Consider the following 23,520-nt stretch of genomic DNA (forward strand, 5'->3'; position numbering starts at 1 on the left):
AGGGGACCCCTGCTTTATATCGCGTTATCTAGTAACTATTACTTAGCGATGATTTTTAGAGGTACTGGTACGTACTCTTCTACTGTTTCGCCCTTCAGTACTTTGTCTGCCATTTCGATACCTAGAGAACCGATTAGGTCAGGCTGTTGTGCAACCGTTGCGCCTAGTAGGCCACGGTTAACTGCAGCGATGCCATCTTCTGTACCATCAAAGCCAACGATCATTACGTCTTTACCTGAAGCTTGAACTGCGCGAAGTGCACCCAGTGCCATTTCATCGTTTTGAGCGAATACAGCTTGTACGTCTGGGTTTGCAGCAAGCAAGTTTTCCATTACGTTCAGACCTTTAGTTCGGTCGAAATCAGCTGGTTGGCTTGCAAGAAGTTCAAGGTCGCTGCCGTTTACTGCGTTCATGAAGCCTTCACCACGTTCACGAGCTGCTGAAGTACCTGCGATACCTTCAAGTTGGATTACTTTCGCTTTCTCGCCCACTTTTTCCATGATGTAGTGACCCGCCATTTCACCGCCGATTACGTTATCAGAAGCAATGTGGCTCACGACGTCACCACGGCTTGCGCCACGGTCTAGCGTTAGTACTGGAATGTCTGAGCGGTTAGCAATACGAATAGCGTTAGACACAGCGTCTGAATCCGTTGGGTTAATCAGGATTGCTTTAACACCACGAATGGTTAGATCTTCAATGTTCGAAAGCTCTTTGCTTGGGTCGTTTTGAGAATCAAGAACGATAAGCTTGTAGCCTAGCTCTTCCGCTTTCGCTTCTGCGCCATCTTTCATGGTTACGAAGAATGGGTTGTTCAATGTAGACAGAACGATTGCCATTGTATCTTGCGCCTGTGCAGACACAGATACCGTTGTAGAAAGAAGAGCAGCAGAAATAAGAGTCGCTAATTTTTTCATGGTGTAAGTCCTTTGTGTAGGGTGAGCTAGGAGGTGAGTCCTAGCTCGTAGTTACATTATTTATAGATTCTAATATTTTAAGGTAAAACAGGGTGTTACTTGTATTAACCTAGAGTGTGAATAGGTTTTATTTGTTTTTGTTGTCGACCAATACCGCCAGAAGAATAACCACTGCTTTTGCAATCATCTGGTAGTAAGAAGATACGTCTAATAGGTTTAGGGCGTTGTTTAGGAAACCGATGATCAGAGCACCAATCAATGTGCCCATGATACGGCCACGACCGCCGGCCAAGCTTGTTCCGCCAAGAACAACGGCTGCAATGGCGTCTAGCTCATAACCCATACCTGCGGTAGGTTGAGCTGATGACAAACGAGATGCCACGATGATGCCAGCCACCGCTGCTAACAGACCACAGATTGCGTAAACGCCGATTTTCACTTTGTCTACATCGATGCCTGATAGGCGAGTTGCTGATTCGTTGCCACCCAGAGCGTAAACATAGCGACCAAAGCGAGTGTGGTTAAGTAGGTACCATACCGCTGCGAACACCACGACCATGATCCATACTGGAACTGGGATGCCCATTGCGTAGCCTGTACCGAACCAAGCGAATGCGTCTGCTGTGTCAGTAAAGCCAGTCGAGATAGGACGACCATCGGTGTAAACCATGGTTACGCCGCGAAGTAGAGTCATGGTTACAAGCGTTGCGATGAAGGCTTGAACCTTACCCTTGGCGATAATCACGCCACTGATTGCACCCAATGCTGCACCTGCTACTAGAGCGGTTGGCACTGCGATCATCACTGGGATTTCCATGCCAATCATGCTGGCAGCGAATGCACCACAAAGTGCCAGTACCGAACCAACACTCAAGTCGATTCCCGCGGTTAAGATAACCAGCGTCATACCTACAGCGATAATTGCGTTAACCGAGGTTTGGCGCAGAATGTTCAGGATGTTGTCGACAGTAAAGAAGTTCGGGTTTAAGAAAGAAACGACGACAATCAGGAAAATCAAAGCAATCAATGACTTTTGATCAATCAGCCATTCTTTGCTGATTAATGGTTTCTTCTTTGGCGCTTCAGTTTCAGTTGTTTTGCTCATGGTTTTAGTACTCATGCTGCGTCCTCGTTGATCTTTTTACCGACCGCACACGCCAGTAATAATTCTTGGTTTGCTTCTTTAGCATCAAATTCACCGCTTACACGGCCTTCATGCATCACCATGATGCGGTCACTCATTCCTAACACTTCTGGCATTTCAGATGAGACCAAAATAATGCTCATGCCGTCGGCTTTGAATTTATTAATGAGTTGGTAAATCTCTTTCTTAGCACCGACATCGACACCACGAGTGGGTTCGTCGAGAATCAGTACTTTTGGTTTTGTCATCAAGCCTTTAGCGATAGCCACTTTCTGTTGGTTACCACCAGAAAGGTTACCAATGATTTGCTCGCGAGTCGGGGTCTTGATGTTGAATAGTTTGATGAAGTCATCAACCGCCATTACTTCGTCTTTGTCTTGGATTTGACCGCTTTTTGTAAGCAGATCCAGTGAACATAAAGACATGTTTTCTTTCACCGAAAGCCCTAGAACTAAGCCATCGCCTTTACGGTCTTCAGAGATGTAAGCAATGCCATTCGCCAAGCCATCTTTCGGGCTTACAGGGTTGATGGTTTTGTTTTCTAAGTTGATGACGCCGCGTTCACTCGGAAGGGCACCGTAAATCACTTTCATCAGTTCGGTACGACCTGCGCCCATCAGCCCAGATACACCAAGGATTTCGCCGCGCTTTAGCGTAAAGCTCACATCGTGAACGCCAGAACCCGTCAGGCCAATCACTTCAAGGCAGGTTTCACCGTGGCTTTGGCCGATACGTGGATATTGCTCGTCCAGCTTACGGCCAACCATCATTTCGATTAGGCCATCTTCATCGGTGTCTTTTACTTCACATTGGCCAATGAACTTACCGTCACGAAGCACGGTGATGTCATCACAAATCTCGAAGATCTCTTTCAAGCGGTGAGAGATGTAAACAATGCCGCAGCCTTCGGAACGCAGCTCGTTGATCACCTTAAATAGCGACTCAGTTTCGGTATCGGTTAGTGCATCCGTTGGCTCATCCATGATGATGACCTTAGATTCAAACGATAGGGCTTTCGCTATCTCTACCATTTGTTGCTCACCAAGGCTTAACTGACCTAAAAGTGTTTTCGAGCTGTGTTTTACATTAAGACGTTTAAGTAGCTTGTCCGCTTCTTGGTACATTTCGTTCCAAAGAATACGACCCATAGTCCCTGTGATTTCACGACCTAAGAAGATGTTCTCGGCGATGGTTAGTTCTGGAATTAGGTTCAATTCTTGGTGAATAATACTAATGCCGGCTTGTTGTGAATCACGCGGTCCTTTAAATGCCGCGGGTTTACCTTGGTAGGCGATAGTGCCGCCATCCAAGTGGTAAATGCCGGTGAGCACTTTCATGAGCGTTGATTTACCTGCACCGTTTTCGCCCATTAACGCCATTACGCGTCCTGGGTAAACGTTGAGGCTTGCCTTGTCCAGTGCTTTCACACCAGGGAAGGCTTTCTCAATTGAGCTAAGTTCTAAAATGGCTTGAGTCATGTCGGTTCCTTTACTCGGGGCCAGTTGTATTTGATTGTTCTGTATATGCATTGTTTTTGGTTCAGTGATGACACTGAGCTGTCGTTGCGTTTTGCTTAAGTTAAAAGGTTACGCCAGCTTGGAAAATGACATTAGCGTAAGGCGTGCATTCACCTGTGCGGATAACCGCGCGGCTTTCATGCGTGCGCTCTTTGAATTCTTCATGAGTGATGTAGGTAATCGAAAGCGGTTTGCCGCAACGCGCTTCTTCAGTTTTTATTAAATCAATCAGCGCAGCGTGGTGTTCTGGGCTTACTTTCGCAAACTCTTCTGCAATCACAACGCCTTCAATTTGAGATTCATCCAGCATGGTTTTTACCGTTTGCTGAAAGCTCGGAACACCATGAGTTAAGGCAAGATCAATGCGAGTTACGTGATCTGGAATCGGCAAGCCTGCGTCACAAATCGTGATTTCATCTGTGTGGCCAAGAGTCGCCACTAAGTAAGAGAGTTCAGAATTAATTAGAGTACTTTTTTTCATATCACGACCTATCGAAAAATAACGCTTAATGGGTTGAGAACAACTCAAGAAAAAGCCATCGAAACGTTTCGATAGTGATAATAGTGTTTGATTTATCATTTGCACGTTTGATTGTTTTAGAGTGTGATAACGATCATCGAAACGTTTCGATGGGCTGTTTTTTGGTGATCTTAGTCACCTCAATTAGTTGCATAAACACGAATAAAACGAGCTCATAGTGCGTGTTTCAATCGTCCACAGAAGTAAGGTTACAAGGGTAGCGTTAAGGGCGTTCTCTTCATGTCGCTTGCCTTAATTGATACCCGTCCAATTCTCTTAGGTGGGTTCAACCGATAACGCGTAACCAAACTTGTTGATGGTAATTATCTGGATGTGTGGAACTCTCAAACGTGCAAAGACGTTACGTAGGTTATAAACGACGTTGGCCAGAATGTGGGGAGAGGAGAGTTGACCGCCCCAGCAGATATCAACGATGTGTTCTCTCGAAATGGGTCTTCCCGCATTTTCTAGCAATAAACAGAGCACTGCTAAAAGGTGAGGGCGCAAAGTGATTTTGTTTCCCTGCTGATTAGTAATGGTTCGAGAGTCGGTATCAATGATTAAGCCGTTGAGGTCTATGGTCTGGTTCATTGTGCTGTTGTTCGTCTTATTTTGAATGGTCGAGATTGAATATGGTTTTGCTGCTATCTAAGTGTGCGAATGATCAAAGCGCGCGGATTATGCAAAAAAACGTCACTGTTGAAAGTAAGCATGCGTAAGTCCGCGCGAATAAAATCTAAAAATGGGATGGTTTGAAAATCGGCGAGAGGATTTCTTCTCGAAATGTATGGTTTTTATTTACTTATTAATCAGGTGCTTATTTTGTTTTTACTGATTCTGTTGTTTGAAATTACAAAGTGATTATATTTTTATTTATTTTTTTGTTTTCGGTGAGCTTAACCTGCTGGCGAATTCGACGGGGTGTCGGATAACTCTAACAAGATTGTGTAGCAGGGAAGTTGCAACAATTTTGATTTGCACTAATTAAGGTTAAGCAGTAATGAACAACAAATTTATTCTAAGCATCGCGATGATGTCAGCATTTGCAGCAAACAACGTAATGGCATCAGACAAAGGCTTCTACCTAGGTGGTGCAATCGGTACATCTGGTATTGATGATGGTGGCTTAGTTTCATCAACTATAGCGCCTGTGACTTTTGAAGCGGAAGATAACTCTTACCGAGTTATTGCTGGCTATAAGTTCAATCGCATCGTATCAATTGAGCTTCAATACACAGACTACGGTGACGTAGTAGCAAAAAATAAAGCTGATAAAAACGATGGTTTCACCTGGACACCTAAAATGGCATCGGTAGCTGCGAATCTTGGATACACATTTAATAATGGCGTACGTCCATTTGGTATTATCGGTTTATCTTCTGTCGACTTAGATATGAAATTTGCAGACGGTTCTCGCCCTTCTAGTTCAGACTTTGATGATACAGGTACTGGTGTACGTTATGGTGTCGGTGTTGAATTTACCCCACCAAGGTTATCAGCTTTAAGCTTAAGGCTTGGTTATGAGGCGGATGCATTTACGGTAGAAACTAACGAGGGTTACAGAAAAGTTGAGACAGACGTTGTATTAGATTCGTTTTACTTTGGCGCAACTTACAACTTTTAAGTGTCACACTTTGCTAAACGGCAAATCGGTTTCTAAATGGGGCGTCGTTTGGCTCAACCCGTTTAGCTAAAGTGGAAAGCCGCAGTTTTTAACTGCGGCTTTTTTCATGTTCAACTCAGGTGAATCTCGATTGAGAATGCAATCGAATAGTTAGGCTTCGCGGATATGAGCGGTGACAGCAACGATGGCATGGTCAGTACTGAATTGGTCGTGTTCAAAGCTGGGATTGATGAGGTGATGGTCGAGTACTGTGTAGCGAGAGATCTCCATCAAGCTCGATGAGTTCTGACAATCGAACTCATTGGACATCAAAATGTAGTCCAGTACAGATCCAGACGCACCGTAGTAGTGCGTTGGTTTGCGTTGTTCGAGCAAATCTTCTTCATGCAATTGATGATAGAGATCCCAGCTGTCTTTTAAGCGGAAGTGCGATAACCAATGTCTACTCGCTTCATCTCGGTTCAACGAATAGCTCAACAGTCCTTTGAACTCATCGTGAAACAGTGGTTTGTTAAAGTCACCCATTAACACAACTGGCTGATCGGTTTGATAGCGCTGATTGGTGATGTATTGATGAAGCATCTGAGCTTCTAGACCGCGCTGCACACTCGATAGCCAAGAACCAAGTTGTTCTTGATTAAGCTTAACCAGTGTGTCACTTTGCGGCTTTTTATCTGCTGAGCGGCTACAGGATTTTAGTTGTTCAGTTTTGGGTTCGGTTGGACGTTGCGATTTAAAGTGCACAACATAACAATCGGTCGAGCCTAAGTGAGGTAATGTAATGGTCGCGCGGACAGGCGTTCGGTTGAACGAAAAATTATCGTTCAGGTTGAAAGCTGAGAGTAGTTCAGAATCTGGTTTAACCGGCTGTACATTTTCAATTGGGTAGCGGGATGCGATACCAACGACAGGCGAGGTGTACAAGTAATCGTCTTCAACGTGCGCGTTATCGACGACTGCAAAGTATGGGTAACCTAGCTCGCTCATCAGTTGCTCTAAAGACTGCGGGCTAAATATCTCTTGGAAGCCAATCACATCGCAATCTAATGATTTAATCGCTTCAGCCATCCAATGTTGCTTCTTCTGCCATTCCTCGAAGCTGTAGATGTTCTCAAAATCATAATAAGCATTCGGTGGTTCGAGGTAGTTCAAAAGGTTGAACGTTGAGAATGTTATTTGGTTTGGTTTGTTCAAAGTGTCATTCCATTTAGACCTAGGCTGCAAGGATACTCCAGTAAAAGTATAGTTTGTTGATTATTTAGAGCCTAAATTTCACTTTAGAAGCCAACCAAAGGAATCTAAGCCGTGGAGGCTTGTGCCATTCAGGCTAGAGCAATCAAAGCTAACTGCATCCAATAACTTCGAGCGGTGACGAGTTAATTGTAAATAAACCGTCAGAGATGGAGTGCTGATGGTTTTATTAGTTATTACATGATGTTAGATTTGAACCTATACTTGTTTTAACGGTGTGCATTCAAAGCCGGTTAATCAAGTTGAATATCGAATTCATAACATTTGAAGGGAGAGTCAAATGGGAACAGATTTCCGAAGCAAAGCCTCGCAGCGCACTCAGTTTTTCAGGTCTAATTTGAAGTCATATGCAGTCATGCTGCCGCTTATTGCTCTATATCCCTCCGTTACTTACGCCTCTGATACCGAATCAACTCCCGCTGTCACCGTTATTGAAACCACGCAACTGGTCGGTTTTGGTGAAGCGAAATATCCAGCCGATTTCACTCACTTCGATTACGTTAACCCTGATGCGCCAAAAGTAGGCAAAGTGACTTATGGCAGCATAGGTACGTACGATAGCTTTAATCGATTCGGCTCCCGTGGCGTTGCAGCTAGCTATACGGGTGAGATTTACGATACCTTGATGTTTTCTCCGAGCGACGAGATTGATGCGTATTATCCATTGATCGCCTCAAAGGTTCGCTACGCCAGTGATTTCACTTGGATGGAAATCGACATCAACCCAAATGCTAAATTCCAAGATGGTAAACCAATCACTGCTCACGATGTTGCATTCACTTTTGATAAGTTTTCGAAAGAAGGTGTGCCTCAATATCGTGTGTATTACAAAGAAATAGAGTCAGTAACGGCTGTCTCTGATTCGGTTGTTCGTATTGAGATGAACAAGCCAAACCGCGAGAAGCTGTTTAGCTTTGCGCAAAGCACTCGTGTACTACCGAAACATTTCTGGAAAGACAGAAAGCTGTCGGAACCTCTAAGTGAGCCGCCAGTCGGTAGTGGTCCTTATAAGATCATCAGCTACAAATCTGGTCAAAGCGTCACATACGGTTTAGATGAAAATTACTGGGCTGCGGATCTACCCGTTAACGTTGGTCGCAATAACTTCAAGCAAGTGCAGTACGATTACTATCGCGATGACACGGTAATGCTGGAAGCGTTCAAAGCCGGGGAGTTCGATCTTCGAACCGAGAACTCGGCTAAGTTCTGGGCCAATTCATACACGGGCGCAAACTTTGACAAAGGCTACATCATTAAAGAAGAGATCAACCATGAGAAGCCAGAGACGACTCAAGGTTTTGTCTTCAATATTCAATCTCCTGTGTTCTCTGATCCTAAAGTGCGTGAAGCGTTAACTTATGCGATGGACTTTGAGTGGATGAACAAGAATATGTTCTACGGTCAGTACAAACGTACTCGTAGTTACTTCCAAAACACCGACTATGAAGCGAAAGGCTTACCAAGCGCAGCTGAAGTTGAATTGCTGTCTCAGTACAAAGATCAAATTCCACCGAGAGTGTTTACCGAAGAATTCCAACCTTCAGTAACCGATGGCAGTGGCCGTATTCGTAGCCAAATGCGTACCGCTTTCAAACTGCTGAAAGAAGCGGGTTGGGTATTGAAAGACAAAGTGATGACCAACGAAAAGACTGGCAAGCCGATGTCATTTGAGTTGTTGATTTACAGCCCAACCACAGAACGTATCGCAACACCTGTTCAAAAGAACCTGAAACGCATGGGTATCGAAATGAAGATCCGTACCATCGATACCACTCAGTACATCAAGCGCTTGCGTGACCGCGATTTCGACATGGTGTCGTCTTCATTTTCCGCAAACCCTTATCCTAGCCCGAACTTAATGATTGTTTGGAACTCTAACTACATTGATTCTACTTACAATACTGCAGGTGTAATGGATCCGGTGGTTGACGCGTTAACAGAAGAAATTGCGCGTAACCAACAGCACCCTGAAAAGCTTCTTACACTAGGTCGTTCACTTGACCGTGTATTGCAGTGGAATTTCTACAACATCCCGCAATGGCACGTTGGTGAATATCGCGTTGCAATGTGGGACAAGTTTGAGCGTCCAGATGTATTGCCTAAATACGATTTAGGTATCGATACATGGTGGATTTCAGAAGAGAAGGCGGCTTTGCTTCCTGAAAAACGTCGCTAGGAGTTAGTTAGCATGGCCGCGTATATATTTCGGCGTTTATTGTTGGTGATCCCTACGTTGTGGGCGATCATCACCATCAACTTTTTCATAATCCAGATTGCCCCAGGAGGTCCGGTAGAACAAGCCGTTGCTCAGTTAGAAGGGCATAACTCTGGAATCATGGAGCGCTTTTCTGGTGGTGGACAAGAAGTTGATTTAAGCGAAAGTGACCAAGCTTCTGCCAGTGGCTATAAAGGCTCTCGCGGACTTGATCCTGAAGTGGTTGAAGAGATCAAAAAGCAGTTTGGCTTTGATAAGCCGATTCATGTTCGCTACTTCGATATGTTGAAAAATTACGCGACCTTTAACTTTGGTGAAAGCCTGTTTAAGGGCGGTAACGTGATTGATTTAATCATCGAGCGGCTGCCCGTCTCCATTTCTTTAGGGTTGTGGAGTACGTTAATCATCTATGTGATTTCGATACCTTTAGGCATCATGAAGGCGATACATCACGGTTCTCGCTTCGATATTTGGTCGAGTGCGGTCGTGATTGTCGGCTACGCCGTTCCGGGCTTTTTATTTGCGATCATCCTGATTATTTTGTTCGCGAGTGGTAACTACTTCAGTTGGTTCCCATTGCGCGGGCTAGTGTCGAGTAACTTCGACCAGCTCAATTGGTATCAGCAAATAGGCGATTATTTCTGGCATTTAGCGTTGCCTATTTTTGCGATGGTTATCGGTGGTTTCGCCACACTTAGCATGCTGACCAAAAACTCCTTCCTTGATGAAATCAATAAGCAATATGTGGTGACGGCACGAGCGAAAGGCTTGGACGAGAGCAGTATTCTCTACAAGCATGTTTTCCGTAACGCTATGTTGATCATTATTGCCGGTTTCCCAAGCGCGTTTATTAGTATTTTCTTCACGGGTTCTATGTTGATTGAAGTGATGTTTTCACTCGAAGGCATCGGCTTGCTTGGCTTTGAATCGACCATTCAACGAGATTATCCCGTGGTGTTCAGCTCTCTCTATATCATGACCTTGCTTGGCTTGGTGCTGAGCATTATCTCCGACCTGACTTATACCTGGGTTGATCCTCGAATTGATTTTGAAGCGCGTTAATAGCGAACGAATAACAAGGTATTGATAATAAATGTTTAACAACCCTTTAGCTGAAGCTCGTTGGTTACGTTTTAAAGCAAACAAGCGTGGTTTTATCTCCCTTTGGATATTTACCATCTTGTTTGGATTGAGCCTGTTTGCTGAGATCATTGCCAACGATAAGCCATTATTGGTTTCTTATGATAATCAGTGGTTTGTGCCTGTCATTAATGAGTATGCCGAAACAGAATTTGGTGGCGAGTTTGAAACCGAAGCGGATTACAAAGACCCTTATGTTATCGAACTCATTGAAGACAGCGGTTACATCGTGTGGCCAATCATTCCGTTTAGTTACGACACAATAAACTTTGATATTTCAGGCGCTGTACCTTCGGAGCCTGATTCAGTGAACTGGCTCGGAACCGATGATAAAGGGCGAGATGTATTGGCTCGTATCATTTATGGTTTCCGTATCTCCGTTCTGTTTGGTTTTATTTTGACGCTTGTATCGAGCGTGGTCGGCGTCGTAGTCGGAGCGACACAAGGTTACTACGGTGGTTGGGTCGACTTGTTTGGCCAACGATTTATTGAAGTCTGGTCTGGTATGCCGACTCTGTTCTTGCTGATCATTCTTTCCAGTTTTATCGAACCAAACTTCTGGTGGTTGCTAGGAATTATGGTGCTCTTCAGTTGGATGAGTTTAGTTGGCATCGTGCGAGCTGAATTCCTACGCTGTCGAAACTTTGATTACGTAAGAGCCGCGCAAGCGATGGGCGTTGACGACAAACGCATTATGCTTCGTCACATGCTACCCAACGCGATGGTGGCTTCGTTAACCATGATGCCATTTATCCTTTCAGGCTCAGTCACCACATTGACCTCATTAGATTTCTTGGGCTTTGGTCTTCCAGCGGGCTCGCCATCATTAGGTGAGCTATTGGCGCAAGGTAAAGCGAACTTACAAGCGCCTTGGCTCGGTATCTCTGCTTTCGTCGTACTTTCACTGATGCTTACGTTACTTGTCTTCGTTGGTGAAGCGGTGCGTGATGCCTTCGACCCACATAAACAGAAGTAAGGATAAGTTATGACTTCAAATACAGCTCCTACTTCAGGGTCAACAGCAGAGGCTTCTAATGTATCTCCAGTTCTGACCATAGATGAATTGTCTGTCGGTTTCGGGCGTAAAGACTCGATAGAACAAGTGACGCAAGACGTTTCGTTGGAGATATACAAAGGTGAGACACTCGCGCTGGTGGGTGAGAGTGGCTCCGGTAAATCGGTCACGGCTAACTCGATTTTAAAGTTGTTACCTAAAGGTTCGTCGCACTACTTAAACGGTAAGATTAACTTCTCTGGCACCGATATTCTGAGTTGTTCTGAAAGACAATTGCGCGGGATTCGTGGTGGCCGCATCGGCATGATCTTCCAAGAGCCTATGGTTTCGCTTAATCCGCTTCATCGAGTCGGTAAGCAGCTGGTTGAAACTCTTTCTATTCACCGAGGAATGCGAACCAATAAAGCTCAAACCTTGGCGATAGAATGGTTATCCAAGGTTGGCATTCGCTACCCAGAGCAAAAGATTTCAGCTTACCCGCATGAGTTGTCTGGTGGAGAGCGCCAACGCGTGATGATCGCGATGGCGCTGATCAATGAGCCAGAGCTACTTATTGCTGATGAGCCGACAACAGCATTGGATGTATCGGTACAAGCGCAGATTTTGGATTTGTTGAAAGACCTACAACAAGAGCTGGGTATGGCGATGCTTTTCATTACCCATGATTTGAGTATCGTTCGTAAAATTGCCGACAGAGTGGCGGTAATGAAAGACGGCCGCTTAGTTGAAAGCAATGACTGTAAAACACTCTTTAATGCACCATCTCATCCTTACACTCAAAAGCTCATCAATTCTGATCCAAAAGGTTTGCCTGTTCCTGTATCTCCGGAAAGTAAACCCCTGCTCAACGTCGACCAACTGCGTGTTTGGTTTCCGATTACTGGCGGTCTATTCAAGCGCACGATTTCGTATGTTAAAGCGGTCACCGACATGGAGTTCAGCTTGAAAAAGGGGCACTCAATCGGTTTAGTTGGAGAGAGTGGCTCTGGCAAATCAACAACCGGTATGGCGATATTGAAGTTGGTGGAGAGTGAAGGTTCAATAACTTACGCAGATGAACAAATTCAAGGCTTAAACCGCCAACAGATGCTACCGTTTCGAAGCCGTATGCAAGTGGTTTTTCAAGACCCATTCTCGGCATTGAACCCTCGAATGTCGGTCGCTCAGGTGATTGGCGAAGGTTTGTTAGTGCATCAACAATTGGATGAGCACGAACTCGACCAACGCATCTGTGACGTAATGAGAGAGGTTGACCTCGATCCTGAGACTCGCCATCGTTACCCGAATGAGTTTTCTGGAGGCCAAAGGCAGCGTATTGCGATTGCTCGTGCTCTGATCCTTAAGCCAGAGTTTATTTTGCTCGATGAACCGACCTCGTCACTCGACAGAACGGTTCAAGCGCAGGTGCTGGATCTGTTGAAATCACTTCAAGAAAAGTATGGTCTAACTTATCTCTTTATCAGCCATGATCTGAATGTCGTGAAATCCTTGTGTCACTACACCATTGTGATGAAAGCAGGGGAGGTGATTGAGAAAGGGGATACAGAGATACTGTTTAGTGACCCCAAGCATGAATATACGCAGCAGTTAGTTTCGCTATCTAACATAAACTGACTTTATTCATGTTTGTACAATACGTAATAAAAAAGAACGATACTTAGCGTATCGTTCTTTTTTAGTTTTAATTACTGGTAAAGGCTAAGCCATTGCATCGAAATATCTAAATTTAACGCATTAGTACATTACGAGTGAATTGCTTCTTCAGATAAGCACTGTACTCAGAGTTAAACGGTTCGGTTGAGTTGTTGCGCATATCTTGTGAGATCAGCGCCTTAGAAGAGTCTGCATCTGGGTGTTGTGGCGCAGTGCCAAACTCCGCGTTCAATGCTGTTTGTGTGTCTGCTGACGTCAACCAATTGATAAAGACGAGTGATGCGGCTTGATGCTGGCTGTTTTTCGCTACAGTGACAAAGTTACCACCGCCAGACATGCCAAATTCAGGGATATAGAACTTAAGGCGATCTGTGATTGCGCCTCGTTTTTGTAAACCAGCTAAGTGGTCTTCCCATGCCGGTGCTAATGTAATTTCGCCGTCATTAATACGAGTTAGGCTATCTGCGTTGGATGCTGTGATAAGCATGTCTTCTTCGTTAGCTTCAAACCAATCCCAAGTTTGAGCCCAAGATTTCACGACTTTTTTATCTAGTTTGTTCGTCATGTCAAAATCACCCGATACGTGACGGATGCTGGATTCGATAAAGCGCTGACCTGCACCACCACCGTTTGGATCGTTGACACCAAATGCCATTGGGTTGCTTTTGATGTAGCTTTCCATCTCTTCAAAGGTCTGTGGTAAATCAGACTCTTTGATACGGCTAGGATCGTAAGCTAGACCGGTTTGGTTACCCCAGAACGTGACGCCATAGCCTTTAGAGTTAATCCCTTCTGCCGACTGGTTCAGCTTTTGAATTTCTGGAAGCTTATTTAAGCTTAACAGAGTGTTTTCTAGTTTGAATGTGTTCAACGCTGTTGGGCCAAGTGCCACGACATCCATTGAGCCTTTATCACGACGGCTTTCAGCTTGAAGCTTGTTACGGTTACCATCGTGAGTACCTTCTGGGATACGAACTTTAATGCCAGTCTCTTCTTCAAAGCTTTTGACGAACTTTCTCCAACCTGGTTGTAGGTACCATACAGAGAAAGTCACCGAGCCTTCTTCTTTTGCCTTAGATTCAATTTCATTCCACGTCATTGTATTCACATCGTATGCAAAACTAGAAAATGCTGTGGTGCTAAGTAGTGCTGCTAGTAGAGTTTTTTTCATTGTATCCTCACGAAATTAAGCTTTACCCGTCGATTGAGACAAGTAATTTCCTTTCAATAAACGTTCAATTAGTAACATTAGTAGTACATTTGGAATGACTAGAATCAGTGATACAACGGCAGCATCAGGTCTGATAAATGAGTAACCCAAAAACGAATATAAGATTGTTGGAACGGTAATAAAGTCAGGGGCACCCAGTACGTAAGACATGTTGAACTCCTCAATACTGATTACCAAGCAGAAGATTGATGATGCAAGTAAGCTTGGTTTTAGCATCGGCAAGAATGCGTGTTTGAAAGTACCAATTTTACCAGCTCCCATGTCTGAACAGGCATCAATCAAATCTTGCGGAATGGCTTTAAAGCCTGCTGACAAAATACGAATTGCGTAAGGCAGAGCCAGTACTGTATGCGCAATGACAATGTTTACGTATGGATCGGTTAGACCCAGCTCAAGGAGCATCGCACTAAAAAAGACCGCCAAAATCATAGAAGGCATAACCATAGGTAGTAGTGACACCATCTCGGCCAACTTTTTACCGCGAAACTCCATACGTCCAAATGCGTACGCGGTCGGCATCGCTAGAGTTATGGTTAAGATAGCAACGGCAGGAGCAACAGAGTAACTGTTACGTAGGGCTTCTGGTAGAGAGGTGGTCTCCCATACTTCTATCCAACGTCCAAACGATAAAACTTGCGGAAGTAGGTCTGGGTAGCTCCATGGGTGGTTTGGATCTACTAGAGACCAAATGATAGCCATAGCAAATGGCACACCGAGCCAAAGTAAATTCACTAGCACAAAGAAGCTAATCGAGATCAACATGACCCATTGGGTGTTCGTTAAGTTGCGCAGGCGACTCATGATGCTTTCTCCATATCCACAACAACGCTTTTACGTGTAGCAAATGGTTGAGTAAGTAAAGTCAGGACAACGGCAGACAAACCGGCAAGTATCATTATCACCATGGCAATGACTGCGGAGTTTTCCCATTCGTAGTATTGGGTTGCAGTAATGTTCATTAACATAGCCAGTGAGTAGCTACTACGTGAACCAGCTACGGAAGCAAAGGAGAAATCACCAAGTGCGCCAATGAAAATCAGAATAGATGCAGCTTGTAGTGCTGGAATTGTTAACGGAAAAATCACCTGACAGAATCTTGCCCAGCGAGTTGCGCCAAGGTCTAGAGCTGCATCCATAAGATCGCCACGGATACTGGCAATTGAGCCGCTGATCAGGATTAGGGCAAAGGGTAAGTTTTTCCAAACCTGCAGCACCACAATACTCCAACCGAACTTGTCGTTGGATAGACGCATCGGCTTATCAATAATGCCGAGAGCTAGTAATGACTCGTTGAAAATACCGTGGTAAGCAATCACGTTCATAAGTAGAAACGCCGCGACCAATCCTGGAACAAACATAGGGGCACGAAGTACACCAATAATGGCAGGCTTACCAGGCATTGGTTTGTGTAGCCAAAGCGCAATAGGGTAGGCAAGCATCACTGCACCTAATGTACCGAGCACTGAAGTTCTTAGTGAGTAAGCCACTGAGCGCCATAAAATTGGGTCGCTAACAGTTGTTTGCCAGTATTCTAGTGTCCCGTTGGTTTCTCCCATGACACTAAAGAGTCCAAAGCTCTGCGCGATTACTACGTACAATGCACTTCCCATGAGTAAGGCGATAGTGCCGACCCCGGGAATGAGCAGTAAATAGGGCTTTATGTTCATCCATTCACTCCCTCTAAGAAGCGCATGCCAAATTCAGGCAGTTTTACATGAATGATTTCACCTGGTTCTGCTGATACTCTTCCGCCTAGTTGAAGGCGAATTCTTTGCTTTGTATCTGTTCCAACAAAACCAAATACATCTAAATTATTTCCTTGGAAAGCTGACGATTCAACAGTAACGTCAAAGCTGTTGGCTTCACCCTTTTTACAAATTCCTGCATCTTCAGGGCGCCAGCAAACAAAAACTTCATTGGCTTGTGGTTTTTCTGATGATTCAACGACAAATTCACCCATGTTACAACTCACGCGGTATTGGTTGTCTTCCGAAGTTTGTTCTACATAGGCTTGGTGGATATTTGCAGCACCGATGAAGTCGGCAACAAAGCGGTTAGCTGGGCGGTAATAGATATCTTCAGGTGTACCTATTTGTTCTATGTTGCCACCATTAAGCACTACAATCCGGTCACTCATCGCTAGCGCTTCAGCTTGATCGTGTGTGACATAGATAGATGTTAGGCTGTGTTGGCGTTGCAGTTCTTTAATTTCGAAACGTACACCTTCACGCATTTTTGCATCAAGGTTAGATAAAGGTTCATCAAAAAGAATGATGTCAGGGCGAGTTACCATGGCACGAGCCAATGCGACACGCTGTTGTTGACCTCCTGATAACTGTGCTGGCAATTTGTCTTTGTGCTCAACCAAACCAACCTGAGATAAAATCTCAGCTAAGCGGCGTTTTTGCTCGTTCTTGTCGATCTTCTGCTGAACCATACCGAAGCAGATATTGTGAGAAACACTTAAATGTGGGAACAAAGCATAAGATTGAAAACACATTGCTGTTTCACGTTTCTCTGGAGGGATTTGATTAACAACGCGGTCGTTCATCAAAATTTCACCGGATGTTGGTGTTTGAAATCCTCCAATCATTTTCAGCAATGTTGTTTTACCACAACCACTTGGGCCAAGTAGCGTGACAAACTCGCCTTGTTCTACAGAGAATGAGATCTCTTTTGATGCGTAAAAATCACCATAAGTTTTCGTGACAGAACGAAGTTCCAAAATTGCCATGATTAACCTTTTTTAAAAAGTTTAAATTTCCAGATAGATTATTTGTAGTTTATTTCAGTTTTATTATCGATCGAGTTTTTTCGCGTAAAAATCATTCATCGATCACGGAAAGTTTAATAAGTAATTGTTTTAAAGGGTTTTTTATTTTCGGGTTTTGTGGGCGCTTCTTCATTGACAGTAAGCGTAATATTTCGCTATTCTAGATTAAACTTTTTTGGGTAGTTTAATTGATGGTGTTTTATGTTCAGTTTTGATGTGGCAAAAAAAGGACAGGTTCTAGTAAATAGCCATCGAGGCGATTGCATTCATTGCCCTGAAAATACCATGCCTGCTTTTATTAGCGCTGTTGAGAGAAATACCAGCTGTATTGAAATTGATATCGCGATGACAGCCGATGAAGAGCTGGTGGTGATTCATGATCCAAGCGTTAACCGTACTTCTGATGGGAGCGGTTATGTTGAGCAAATGACGTTAGCAGAATTAGAAGCGTTGGATTTCGGTGGTTGGTTCCATTCATCATTTGAAAAGACTTCAATTCCTAAGTTTAGTGAAGTACTTGAGTGGGCAATTGAACATGGTGTTGGGCTGATTGTTGAAGCGAAACAAAGGCGCAATCACCATCGCTTTGCAGAAAAGCTTACGGTATTAATTGAACAAACTCCGAATGCACTAGATCACATCCAATTGTTGGGATTTGATCATACGTTAGTTAACCTTGTGAAAGAGTGTGTACCAAGTATTCAGCTACAAGTGGTGACGCTTGCTCGCTACCAAAATCAATTAAATGCCGTATTGGAATCGAATGCTTCTGCTGTGTGTGTGGAATACCCTTATACAACGCGAAGTGTACTCGAAGGTTATAAAAGCTCAGGTTTAACCACACGTCTGTATTTGCCAAACAAAGACAAAAATATGAAACCAACTCAATGGTTTAATCAATATTATGGCTACGACGTACATAGTGAAATTATTCAATGGTTGAGCGAAGGCCTCATTGATATGATTAGCCACGACGATATTGATATGTTGAAAGAGCTAGTACATGAAGCCGGTATGGAAGCGATTTAAATCCGACTTTGTTATTGATGAACCCATCATGCGACACCGCCTAATAAATTGATTGAACCATAAATAGAGAACAACTGAACATGTTAACTCCGGTAAAACCATTACAACTAGAATTGACTCCAGGACAGAAGAAATTACTGGCGGTTTGTCGACAGCATAGCTCGGTACCGCGCGCAAAAATTGTTGAAAAAACAGGTTTGCGTAGTGGCTCTGTGACCAGTATTTCTAAAGAGTTACTGGCAATGAACATGATTAAAGAAGGACCAAGAGAAAAAGTCGGTCGTGGCCAGCCCATCATTCCGTTGCAGTTGAACCCATACGCAGCATTTTCATTTGGTATCGCTTTCCATATTCACCGAATTGAAGTCGCTTTGGCAAACTTCTGCGGTGAAGTGATTGATACTGAAACCATCGATTACGCCGAAGATGCGCCAATTATAGATGTACTTAAGAACATTAAGGCTCAAATAGACGTATTGGTTGATAAACATAAAATCCAAAATGCACGCATATTGGGGATTGGTGTTTCTATGCCTGGGCCTTCTGAAGGTGATGGTAAGTCGATTCGTACTATTATTCAGATGGGACATTGGCGAGGGGTCGATTTAGCAAGCATCTTTGGTGACGTATTTGAATGGCCAGTCTGGATCGATAATGACTGTAATGTTGCTGTTGTAGGTGAGTTTTATTCTGGTCAGTGGCCAGAAGTAAAAAACATGGTGCTGTTTGAGTTAGGTCATGGTGTGGGGGGCGGTGCGATCATCAACCGCAAACTTTACCGAGGCAGTCGGCATAATGCGGGTGAAATCGGCACATACTTCAACCTGCTTGGCGAAGAAAATAAGCCTACTATTCGTGGCTTATTGGATCAACTGGCGGCATCAGGACTGGAAGTGGATGGCCCTGAAGATATTCCGGGGTTAGATAACCCTGTGGTATCAAAATGGGTGCGTTTTGCCGCAGCACAGCTTAAGCCCATGTTAGTTGTCACTTTAGGTTGGTTCGACCCAGATTGTATAGTGATTGGTGGTTCTTGCCCTCAACATATCAGCCAAGCCATTATTGATGAAGTCGCATTAGATAAGGTTTGGGAAGAAGCTGAACGCTCATATGCAATGGCTCAATTCTCTCCTTCAAAAATTGGATCGTCGCTAAATACTTATGGGGCATGCATGTTCCCAGTATTTCGCACGCTAGGTATTTAATAAAAACATCGGATAATTGTTATGAAATATGCACCAAGTGTGGGTGTGAAGTTCCATGAAGATGGAAGCGTAAGAACATTCCCTGGCAATACTTTTATTTGTCACCTTGATCAATCGTTGCCTTTGATTGACGAATTACGTTGGGCGCAAGACCAACTTAAATCGATGAATTGTGGTGACAAATTTTCTTTCTTGCCTATTTCAAGTATGCACATGACGGTATTTGAAGGGGTTTGCGATCAAATTCGCGAAGCGCATAAGTGGACATCGAAACTAGACCTAGCTGCTGATCTTTCGGAAACAACCGACTTGTTCGCGACTGAAGCAAGCCAAGTCGGTGCGCAAGGCGGTTTTGAAATGATGTATGACTACGTTTACAACTGCCCGATTGGCGGTACTGCGATTCGTATTAAACCCGCGAACGAGCAGTCTACTCAAGCTCTTAAGCAGTGTCGTGAAGCGCTAAAAGCCGCCACCGGTATCAATATGCCTGATTTCGATGACTATCACTTCCATATAACGTTGAGCTACCGCGTGATAGAGTTGGAAGAGCAAGATAAGATTGAACTACAGCAGACAGCGAAGCGCGTTGGTGAGCGTCTAGCTCAATCGTTTGGCTCTTTGATTCATGGTCCTGTAGAGTTTTGTACTTTCCAAGACATGTTCAAATTTACTCCTGTTATCAAACTATCGTAGTTTTAGGTATAAATAATCACTAAGATCTTTATCTGATTCGAGCTCATGCGCCGTTAATACTGCACATGAGCTTTTTTGTTTTTGAGTGTAATTGGTGGGCTGAAAGCACTTACAATATAAGACTGTATACATTAATCGGGCATGGTCATTTACTTGTTTTAAGATTACACTGCGCCCAATATTTCAGAAGTACATACTTAGGTAGAGGTCACCATGGACCAAGAACATTACGAAGACGCTGATTACGAAGGCCAAGAGCTTGGCGAAGAAGGCGAAGAGATTGAGATTGAAGCAATTGGTATTGATGTTTCATCACAGCCAATCGAACTCTACAAAGTGTTTAAAATTGCTAACTTAGTGAGTGGTGGCGGTGAAGCTAAACACATCATCTCTGAAGGCTACGTAGCGGTAAATGGTGAGCTGGAAACGCGTAAGCGTCGTAAAATGTACGATGGCGACTTCTTTGAATTCAACCAAGAGTACTATGTAGTGGTGTGCGATCAGCCAGTACAAGAAGAATCAGACAAGCCGAAAAAGAAAGAAGCGCCTAAAAAAGATAACAAGGCGAAGAAAGGTCAGTCTAAAAAGGATTCTAAGAAGAAAGAATCTAAGAAAAGCAAAGCAGAAATGCTAAGCGCAACGGCTGAACCGAAGAAAGAGAAAAAAGAGAAGAAGAAAGAAAACAAACCGAAAAAGAAAGCGGATACGCCTAAGCCACAACGTGACGACAAAAGCGGCCGTAACTCTATCGAGTTTTTCTAAACTACAGCGCTAAACTGCTGCTCTAAGACTATTCGCTTAGAACTATTCATTTGAAAACCAAGCAACGTTAAACCTCGGTTTTACGTTAAGCAGATATCAAAAGGCTCACTATCTAGTGAGCCTTTTTTGTCGCTGAGACTTATGGGGCAAGCGTTATAGTTAAGCCGTTATCTTACCAAAAGCGTTGTTATTCCATTCTACCCAGTGTGTTGGATAATTTGTTTCCAAATAGCCAGTTCGTCGTAAAGCACATATTCACGGCGCAGCCCCCAAGGGCCGAACTCTGCATGACACGCTCCCATGATGTAAACCTCGGCTCCAGTCGGCTGACCAAACGCACCATAACCTTCGTGTTTACCTTGCAGCGACCATCGGATGGCTGCACGTGGAGACATCATGTCGTCTTCAAGACCAATACGGTGGTGAATCTTAAACTCTGCATTTGGGAAAGAAGAACGTAATTGAACCCAAAAGTGGTCGATCTCAGAATGTGACAGGGCAGATTGGCCGCCTGCATATTCTCCAATACAAGCACGATCGTATTCTTGGGGAATCACACTCAGCTGAGCGTTCATTATGGCGCGTAAGATTTCTTCGTACTTGCGCCCCCATTGGTTGTCATTACCAACACCTAAGTACGGACCTTGTTGGTCGCATGCAGGGGTGAATACCGGTTGGCACTTGTCGATTCCACCGCTTTGGTCGATCAAATGTTGCGTGTAAGCCTTTGGTGTATAACCGAGTTGTCTTGCGATTGAACCTTGATCTCGGATGAGCCATTCATCGTTGATTTGGTTATTAATGGCGTGACAGTCCGCAATGATTCTAAATTTAAGCTTGGTGCCGGTTTCTTTGTCGGTTGCTGTCGAAATAATACGGTGTGACGACAGCATGCCTTGTTCTGGCGAACCGCTCCAAATCACATCTTCGCCAAACAGGGTTCGGTCTGGATATTGAGCAAGCACTGCCAAAGTCGCGTTTATCACGTCTTTGTTGCCGACAGCGATGCCTTGAGGGGTTCTTACTACGATATCTTCAGAGTAATAGTCATGTAGGGTGTGTAAGCCACGATCTTCCCAGATCTCTTTGGTAATGCCTAATATGTAATCGGGGAAATTTTGCCACTTTGGGGCAAATCCAGTCATAGTCATTGTTCTATCCTTGATGTTACTTTCTCGTGGCGAGCCTAAGCTAAAGCCTGACTCACTCGTTTAATTATGTGTTTAACGCTCAAACTGACGATAGCGCGCTTTGTTGATTTCTTTCATTCTCGCAAAAACATCCACGCCGAGCTGGTGGTAGACGTCGAGCAGATCGACCAACACCCAGTTTTCTCGAATTTTGTCCCCTTCAACTCGCCAGAAGTCGAGGCTTCGCATCGTGATGTTTTGATTGGATGGCGCGATACCAAGCCAACCACTGCCTGATACTGTCATCTCCATTCCTGGCCACGCGGTAAAGGCAACGTAGTTGTTGTCAGCAAACAAGTATCCATTACCTTCTTTGGTTCGGCGATCGGGCAGGGCATTTAAAAATGGTATTTGATGCCAATTTCTAAACCCAGAGATTCCCCGACCGGTTCCGATACCAGAAGGTCCGTACCAACTCATTTTAGGGTGCCAGAAAGCGTCGAGGTTCATGGCTTCCACACCGCCTTGAGCGTGCTTTGATAAACCGTTCAGCATTTCTGCCACTATGGTTAAGCTTGTATCAGCCTGTGTTGCATTTGTTCGTCCTACGATGCCGTCCAATGTTGCAGGAGCCGGTGGGTGCCATTCTCTACCAAGGCTTGGTGTCATCGGCCACGCATTTGCCTGCATCATTAGTTCAGGAATATCCCAGAGTGCTTGAACTTCGACTACCTTGCCGGATTCAAATCGATAGAACTCATGAAAGCGCATAGAGACTTGATGTCCGGTTGGCGGGATATCAAGCCAAGGTTCCAGAAAGCGACCCGTGTAATAGCCAGCACAACCTACCCATTGTTGCCCGTTTGCCTCGCCACCCATGGATATGTAGGTGCGCTTTTCTAGATCAGGTATCGCGTGCAGCAAGGGTTGATAAAGATCAGATATCAGCGATTGTTTATTGGCAAGTTGTTCGAATGGATAGCCATATTGGAGCGTTGCTGTATCACTGATTAACTCATCCAGTTCGCTTTCAACGGCTGAGAGCTCAAAGTCATACATAACATTATTGAGCGCACGAATGCGCTCTTTATTGTCAGAATTGGACATCAACCACCTCTAACGTTCTTGGTAAAGAGGGTTGTTTTTGGAGTCTTTGTTTTCCCAACCATGACCAGAGAAAGCATCGACACCTAATTGAGCCATAACGGCAGGGAAATCGACCATTACATAGTTGTCGACTATCTTGCCGTCGACTACTTTCCAGAAATCCATGTAGCGGATAATCACTTTCTTACCGGTTGCTTCAATTCCCATAAATGGACCAGAATGAATCGCCTCTTGGCGGCCAAACGCTGCACACCATTCACCTTGGGTTAGGCGAGCCTCATCAATACAAACCTTGTCTGAAAACGCGGCTTGGAAAGGGCGCTGCCAGTTTTCTTGGAACTCCTGTAGGTTGTCTTTGAAGCCGCAACCTGCGTTACCCATCCAACGGAAGCTTTCAGCAAAAAAGCGTCCCATGTTGTCGATATCGTGGTCGTTGAGTCCATCGACCATTGAATCGATCACATGCAGAGTTTCATCGGTTTTGGTCAGGTCGTTATTATTAGTTAGCGCTCCTTGCTCAGGGCGAGGTGACATGGGTGCAGTATCTGGCGTTGTTGGGTGTTCACATGTGTGTGTCATTAGTAATCTCCT

The 23,520-nt window shown here is 44.4% G+C and carries 22 protein-coding genes; 9 read left to right on the forward strand and 13 right to left on the reverse strand.

Translation table 11 applies throughout. From position 1 onward, the window contains the following. Positions 1-38: 38 nt before the first annotated feature. From rbsB to QWZ07_RS00935, 5 genes are all read right to left on the reverse strand, one after another. On the reverse strand, positions 39-917 hold the full coding sequence (rbsB, locus tag QWZ07_RS00915) for a ribose ABC transporter substrate-binding protein RbsB (RefSeq protein ID WP_017082396.1): 879 nt from the start codon (positions 915-917) through the stop codon (positions 39-41). Positions 918-1,044: 127 nt separating this feature from the next. Continuing rightward, complete coding sequence (gene rbsC, locus QWZ07_RS00920) at positions 1,045-2,037, reverse strand: ribose ABC transporter permease (protein WP_009844905.1); 993 nt, start codon at positions 2,035-2,037, stop codon at positions 1,045-1,047. Continuing rightward, complete coding sequence (gene rbsA, locus QWZ07_RS00925; RefSeq protein ID WP_192852521.1) at positions 2,034-3,539, reverse strand: ribose ABC transporter ATP-binding protein RbsA; 1,506 nt, start codon at positions 3,537-3,539, stop codon at positions 2,034-2,036. Before rbsA ends, rbsC begins: the two co-directional genes overlap by 4 nt. Before the next feature lie 100 nt (positions 3,540-3,639). Next, entirely contained in the window at positions 3,640-4,059 is a 420-nt protein-coding gene (rbsD, locus tag QWZ07_RS00930) for a D-ribose pyranase (RefSeq protein WP_029222043.1), read from the reverse strand. Positions 4,060-4,374: 315 nt separating this feature from the next. Then, positions 4,375-4,689, reverse strand: coding sequence for a winged helix-turn-helix domain-containing protein (locus QWZ07_RS00935; protein WP_017111888.1), 315 nt, complete (start codon positions 4,687-4,689; stop codon positions 4,375-4,377). A 409-nt stretch (positions 4,690-5,098) separates the two neighbouring features. On the opposite strand from QWZ07_RS00935, the gene QWZ07_RS00940 reads away from it, so the two are divergent. Next, on the forward strand, positions 5,099-5,722 hold the full coding sequence (locus QWZ07_RS00940) for a porin family protein (RefSeq protein WP_017111889.1): 624 nt from the start codon (positions 5,099-5,101) through the stop codon (positions 5,720-5,722). Positions 5,723-5,872: 150 nt separating this feature from the next. Here the strand turns inward: QWZ07_RS00940 and QWZ07_RS00945 are convergent, their stop codons facing one another. Further along, on the reverse strand, positions 5,873-6,916 hold the full coding sequence (locus QWZ07_RS00945; RefSeq protein ID WP_192852522.1) for an endonuclease/exonuclease/phosphatase family protein: 1,044 nt from the start codon (positions 6,914-6,916) through the stop codon (positions 5,873-5,875). Between the two features lie 337 nt (positions 6,917-7,253). On the opposite strand from QWZ07_RS00945, the gene QWZ07_RS00950 reads away from it, so the two are divergent. The 4 genes from QWZ07_RS00950 to yejF are packed head-to-tail and all read left to right on the forward strand — an operon-like array spanning position 7,254 to position 12,957. Beyond that, positions 7,254-9,149: an extracellular solute-binding protein gene (locus QWZ07_RS00950; protein ID WP_192852523.1), complete on the forward strand. Its 1,896-nt coding sequence runs from the start codon at positions 7,254-7,256 to the stop codon at positions 9,147-9,149. Between the two features lie 12 nt (positions 9,150-9,161). Next, positions 9,162-10,250 (forward strand): microcin C ABC transporter permease YejB, encoded by a 1,089-nt coding sequence (locus QWZ07_RS00955; protein WP_004730359.1) that lies wholly within the window; start codon positions 9,162-9,164, stop codon positions 10,248-10,250. 31 nt (positions 10,251-10,281) lie between these two features. Further along, entirely contained in the window at positions 10,282-11,304 is a 1,023-nt protein-coding gene (locus QWZ07_RS00960; protein WP_192852524.1) for an ABC transporter permease, read from the forward strand. Between the two features lie 9 nt (positions 11,305-11,313). After that, entirely contained in the window at positions 11,314-12,957 is a 1,644-nt protein-coding gene (gene yejF / locus QWZ07_RS00965) for a microcin C ABC transporter ATP-binding protein YejF (protein WP_192852525.1), read from the forward strand. A gap of 112 nt (positions 12,958-13,069) precedes the next feature. Here yejF and QWZ07_RS00970 read toward each other — a convergent pair whose 3' ends face one another. The 4 genes from QWZ07_RS00970 to QWZ07_RS00985 are packed head-to-tail and all read right to left on the reverse strand — an operon-like array spanning position 13,070 to position 16,961. Further along, positions 13,070-14,167 (reverse strand): ABC transporter substrate-binding protein, encoded by a 1,098-nt coding sequence (locus tag QWZ07_RS00970; protein ID WP_192852526.1) that lies wholly within the window; start codon positions 14,165-14,167, stop codon positions 13,070-13,072. Positions 14,168-14,182: 15 nt separating this feature from the next. After that, complete coding sequence (locus QWZ07_RS00975; RefSeq protein ID WP_017111896.1) at positions 14,183-15,028, reverse strand: ABC transporter permease; 846 nt, start codon at positions 15,026-15,028, stop codon at positions 14,183-14,185. After that, on the reverse strand, positions 15,025-15,894 hold the full coding sequence (locus tag QWZ07_RS00980) for an ABC transporter permease (protein ID WP_054546998.1): 870 nt from the start codon (positions 15,892-15,894) through the stop codon (positions 15,025-15,027). Before QWZ07_RS00980 ends, QWZ07_RS00975 begins: the two co-directional genes overlap by 4 nt. Further along, complete coding sequence (locus QWZ07_RS00985) at positions 15,891-16,961, reverse strand: ABC transporter ATP-binding protein (protein ID WP_017111898.1); 1,071 nt, start codon at positions 16,959-16,961, stop codon at positions 15,891-15,893. Before QWZ07_RS00985 ends, QWZ07_RS00980 begins: the two co-directional genes overlap by 4 nt. A gap of 240 nt (positions 16,962-17,201) precedes the next feature. Between QWZ07_RS00985 and QWZ07_RS00990 the strand changes: the two genes are divergently transcribed. From QWZ07_RS00990 to QWZ07_RS01005, 4 genes are all read left to right on the forward strand, one after another. Further along, positions 17,202-18,029 (forward strand): glycerophosphodiester phosphodiesterase, encoded by an 828-nt coding sequence (locus QWZ07_RS00990; protein WP_192852527.1) that lies wholly within the window; start codon positions 17,202-17,204, stop codon positions 18,027-18,029. A gap of 80 nt (positions 18,030-18,109) precedes the next feature. Beyond that, positions 18,110-19,234 carry an ROK family protein gene (locus QWZ07_RS00995; RefSeq protein WP_192852528.1) on the forward strand — a complete coding sequence of 375 codons (1,125 nt, stop codon included), beginning with the start codon at positions 18,110-18,112 and terminating at the stop codon, positions 19,232-19,234. Between the two features lie 21 nt (positions 19,235-19,255). Further along, positions 19,256-19,930, forward strand: coding sequence for a DUF1868 domain-containing protein (locus QWZ07_RS01000; RefSeq protein ID WP_192852529.1), 675 nt, complete (start codon positions 19,256-19,258; stop codon positions 19,928-19,930). A gap of 213 nt (positions 19,931-20,143) precedes the next feature. Further along, entirely contained in the window at positions 20,144-20,692 is a 549-nt protein-coding gene (locus QWZ07_RS01005; RefSeq protein ID WP_102315037.1) for an RNA-binding S4 domain-containing protein, read from the forward strand. Positions 20,693-20,889: 197 nt separating this feature from the next. Here QWZ07_RS01005 and QWZ07_RS01010 read toward each other — a convergent pair whose 3' ends face one another. The 3 genes from QWZ07_RS01010 to QWZ07_RS01020 all read right to left on the reverse strand — a co-directional run bounded on the left by QWZ07_RS01010 (position 20,890) and on the right by QWZ07_RS01020 (position 23,508). After that, positions 20,890-21,843: a nuclear transport factor 2 family protein gene (locus QWZ07_RS01010; RefSeq protein ID WP_170961309.1), complete on the reverse strand. Its 954-nt coding sequence runs from the start codon at positions 21,841-21,843 to the stop codon at positions 20,890-20,892. 72 nt (positions 21,844-21,915) lie between these two features. Further along, the gene (locus QWZ07_RS01015) at positions 21,916-22,929 is read right to left on the reverse strand and encodes an ester cyclase (RefSeq protein WP_192852530.1); all 1,014 of its coding nucleotides are present in this window, start codon (positions 22,927-22,929) and stop codon (positions 21,916-21,918) included. A gap of 9 nt (positions 22,930-22,938) precedes the next feature. Then, complete coding sequence (locus tag QWZ07_RS01020; RefSeq protein ID WP_225998381.1) at positions 22,939-23,508, reverse strand: ester cyclase; 570 nt, start codon at positions 23,506-23,508, stop codon at positions 22,939-22,941. Positions 23,509-23,520: the final 12 nt, after the last annotated feature.

It is taken from the genome of Vibrio lentus (assembly GCF_030409755.1).
Classification (GTDB): Bacteria; Pseudomonadota; Gammaproteobacteria; order Enterobacterales; family Vibrionaceae; genus Vibrio; species Vibrio lentus.